Source organism: Microbacterium sp. (genome assembly GCF_039812165.1).
Classification (GTDB): Bacteria; Actinomycetota; Actinomycetes; order Actinomycetales; family Microbacteriaceae; genus Microbacterium.
In genome coordinates this window covers 1-4,020 of record NZ_JBDIAB010000238.1, presented here as the reverse complement: position 1 = coordinate 4,020, position 4,020 = coordinate 1, and the positions used below count along the sequence as shown (strand labels likewise).

At 72.6% G+C, this 4,020-nt stretch carries 3 protein-coding genes; all 3 read left to right on the top strand.

Going from position 1 to position 4,020, the window contains the following annotated elements; genetic code table 11:
• Positions 1-218: 218 nt before the first annotated feature.
• A complete protein-coding gene (locus WML84_RS13515; protein ID WP_347346659.1) occupies positions 219-809 on the top strand; it encodes a ScbR family autoregulator-binding transcription factor in 591 nt (196 codons plus the stop codon).
• Between the two features lie 46 nt (positions 810-855).
• Positions 856-3,255, top strand: coding sequence for an ABC transporter permease (locus WML84_RS13510; RefSeq protein WP_347346658.1), 2,400 nt, complete (start codon positions 856-858; stop codon positions 3,253-3,255).
• 10 nt (positions 3,256-3,265) lie between these two features.
• Positions 3,266-4,020, top strand: a 755-nt coding sequence (locus WML84_RS13505) for an ABC transporter ATP-binding protein (RefSeq protein ID WP_347346657.1), incomplete at its 3' end; no start/stop codon positions are given.

The window sequence follows — 4,020 nt, the reverse complement described above, 5'->3', positions numbered from 1 at the left end:
CCGGCGCACTCGTCCGCGTCCGAGCGCGCCGACGTCGCCGGCGAGCGTGCGGCAGACGCGCGGTGACACGCAGCCGCGGCTTGGGTCGAGTCGCGCGGGCTCCGTCGTGGTACGCCGCGGCACGCCGCTGGCGGTGGTGCATGCCGCCGACCGCCGCCGTGCGGGCAGAATGAAGACCCGGTCCATCCCGATCGGCAGGCTCGACGACGGAGGCCGACATGACGATGCAAGCGCGCGCGCAGCAGACCAGGCGCACGATCATCGAGGCGGCGGCCGACGCGTTCGTCACGCGCGGGTTCGCCGGCGCGAGCCTCGCCGAGATCGCCGATCAGGCCGGCGTCACGAAGGGAGCGCTGTACTTCCACTTCCCGTCGAAGGCGGCGCTCGCGTCGGCGATGATCGAGGTGCAGCGCGAGGCGAATGCCGAGCTGGCCGAGCGCGTCGACGCGTACGAGGGCGACCGCCTCGAGCTTCTCGTCGACCTCACGCGCGCGCTCGGGCGCCGGCTCGTCGACGACGCGACGCTGCGGGCGGCGATGCGGCTCGCGGTCGAGCGCGGCGAGGTCGAGGACGCCGTGATCTCCGAGACCTACACGCGCTGGGAGCAGCTGGTCGCCGAGGTCGTGCGCGCGGCCAAGGAGCGGCGGGAGGTCGCCGGTCACATCGATCCGGAGCGGTTCGCGCGGTTCCTGGTGGCGGCGTTCACCGGCCTGCAGACGGTGTCGCTCGTCGAGTCGGGCCTCGGCGACCTGGACGACCGGGTCGAGGACATGTGGATGCTGCTGCGCCCCGGTCTCACGGTGGGGTGACCGACCGGCGAGTTGCATAAAACCGGACGACCGGTATGTTTAGAGCGTGACCTCACGCTCCTCCCTGTCGCTGCGGTATGCGCTCGGCGACCTGGCGCGCCGTGGCGGCGTGACCGTGGCGCTGTCCGCGGTCCTGGTGCTGAGTGCCTTCCTCATGGCGACCGGCGCCATGGTGATCGAGCGTCTCGTCGGCTCGGTCGACCAGCTGTTCGCACAGGCGCGACCCCCGCACTTCCTGCAGCTCCACGAGGGCGACCACGACGCGGCGGCGCTCGAGGCGTTCGCGGCGCGCCACGCGGGGATCGACGCGTGGACGATCGTCGAGCTCCACGGCTTCGACGGCGCGGCCCTCGCGTGGCAGCGTCCGTCGACCGGCGAGGCGGGCGATCTGTCCGCCAGCCTGATCGACAACCTGTTCGTCGCGCAGAACGCCGACTTCGATCTGCTGATCGACGAGGCCGGCGAGGTCGCCGATCCGGCGCACGGCGAGGTGTACGTGCCGGTCGCCTATCAGCAGCGGTTCGGCCTGCGCGCAGGCGACGAGCTGGGCGTGCGGACGGATGCCGGCATCCACGAGCTGACCGTGCGCGGGTTCGTGCGCGACGCGCAGATGGCGTCGTCGCTGTCGTCGTCGACGCGCTTCGTCGTGTCGCCGACCGATCTGCGGGCGCTGGGCGCCGCCGGCGGCAGCGACGCGGAGATCATCGTGGAGTACCTGCTCGCCGACCCGGCGGACGCCGCCGATCTGCAGCGCGCGTACGAGGCGGACGACGCGCTGCCCCGCAACGGGCAGGCGGTCACGGGCGACATGATCCGTCTCATCAACGCCTTCAGCGACGGGCTGGTCGGAGTCGCGCTCATGTTCTCGAGCCTGCTGCTCATCGCGATCGCGCTGCTGAGCCTGCGCTTCGTGATCCGCGGCGCGCTGCAGGACGGCATCCGCGAGATCGGCATGCTGAAGGCGATCGGCGTGCCCGACGCGCACATCGCACGGCTGCATCTGTGGACCTATCGCACGATCACGCTCGCCGCGTGCGTCGTGGGCGGCGTGCTCGCGATCGGCGCGACGCAGCTGCTGACGCGCGACGTGGCGGCGAACTACGCCACCGCTCCCCCGACCGTGTGGACCTTCGCGGTGCCGGTGGCCGCGCTCGGGCTCGTCTACGTCATGGTCGTCACGATCTGCCGCGGCGTGCTCCGGCGCATCCGGCGGATCGAGGTCGTGCGCGCCCTCGTGCACGGCAGCACCCTCACCGAGCGGCAGGCCGCGCGCGCCGCTCGGAGACAGGCGCGGCGCGTGCGACGGACGAGCCTCGCGACGTACCGCGGAAGCGCGATCGGCCGGCGCCTGGCGGTGCTCGACCTCCGCGCCGAGGCGAGCGAGTGGATGCTGCTTCCGATCGTCTTCTTCCTCGCGGCGATCCTCATGATGCTGCCGCTGAACCTCCTCAGCACGTTCGAGAGCCCGCGCTTCGTCACCTACCTGGGCGCGCCCGAGAGCGACCTCCGCATCGACCTGCGCTTCTCCGGCGGCCTCGACGCGGTGCACGCCGAGCTCGTCGCCGCGCTGCGCCACGATGCCCGGATCGCCGATGTGCGTGCGTACGCGGACGTGCTCGCCGAGGTCGACGGACCCGCCGGCGTCGAGACGTTGCGCATCGAGGTGGGCGACTACTCCGCGGGCACGGTCGACTTCGTGGCGGGCGGCCCGCCGGCCGACGGGCAGCTCGCGCTGTCGGTGCTCAACGCGGAGGAGCTGCGGGCCGCGCCGGGCGACCAGTTGCGCATCCGCGCGGGCGACGGCTGGAGCGTGCACGCCGTGAGCGGCGTGTACCAGGACGTCACGAGCGGCGGGCACACCGCGAAGCTGCAGGGTGGCCTCCCCGTGACCGCGGTGGGGCACGTGATCTACGCGCATGTCACGGACGGCGCCGATCCCGGTGCGCTCGCGTCCGAGTACGGCGCGCGCTTCCGGTCCGCGTCGGCGATCCCGATGCGGGAGTACGTCCAGCAGACGCTCGCGCACGTCACCGGCGGCCTGCGGCAGGCGGCGGTGCTGGCCTTCGCGTTCGGCGTCGGCATCCCCCTCCTGATCACGAGCCTGTTCCTGGGCCTGCGTCTCTCGCGCGACCGCCGCACGATGGGCGCGCTGTCGGCGATCGGCTTCTCGACGCGCGAGATCGTCGCGCAGGTGCGCGGCAAGACGCTGCTGACGGTCGTCGTCGGGACGCTCCTGGGACTGGCGTTCACGGTGACGCTCGGCGAGTCGCTCACCGGGACGCTCCTCAGCTCGGCCGGACTCGGCATCGCCGAGCTGAGCTTCGTCCCCGTGCCGTGGCTCGTCTACGGCCTCTACCCGCTGGCGCTCGTCGGCGCCGGCGGTCTCGCCGCCGTCCTCGTCACCGCGCGCCTGCACCGCGCCGACACGAGCACCTGGCTCGCCTGATGGGAGCATCATGACACGCATCACGACCCGCGCGGCATCCACGGTCGACGCGGACCGGCCGGCCGCGGTCGTCCTGCAGTGCCAGGGACTGACCAAGACGCACGCCTCGACCGAGCCGCCGATGCGCGTGCTGGACGGCATCGATCTCACTGTGCACGCCGGCGAGTTCGTCGCGGTGATGGGCGCGTCAGGATCGGGCAAGTCGACGCTGCTGCACGGCCTCAGCGGCATGGACCGGCCCACGAGCGGCACCGTGCTCCTCGACGGACGCGACCTGACCGCGCTGGGCGACGCGGAGCTCAGCCGGGTGCGGCTCACCCGGATCGGCTTCGTGTTCCAGCAGGCGTTCCTGCTCGCGAACCTGAACCTGCGCGACAACGTCCTGCTGCCCGCGCTGAAGGCGACGCCGAGGGATCGGGATGCCGTGATCGCCCGCGTCGACGCCCTGATGGAGCGCTTCGGCATCGCCCACGTGCAGGCGCACGGGATCACCCAGGTGTCGGGCGGGCAGCTGCAGCGCGCGGCGATCTGCCGGGCGCTCGCGTGCACGCCGTCGATCCTGTTCGCCGACGAGCCGACCGGCGCGCTGAACAGCAGCACGACCGAGGAGGTCATGGACGCGCTGAGCGACGTGAATCGCGACGGCACGACGGTCGTGATGGTGACGCACGATCCGGCCTGCGCCGCGCGCGCCGAGCGCGTGGTCTACCTGCGCGACGGCGTGCTCGTCGACGCCCGCCGGCTGGGCCGCTGGACGCGTGGCCG

Bases quoted from the DNA above. Each gene is read 5' to 3' on its own strand.
- WML84_RS13515 (WP_347346659.1), top strand. From the start codon at position 219: ATGACGATGCAAGCGCGCGCGCAGCAGACCAGGCGCACGATCATCGAG.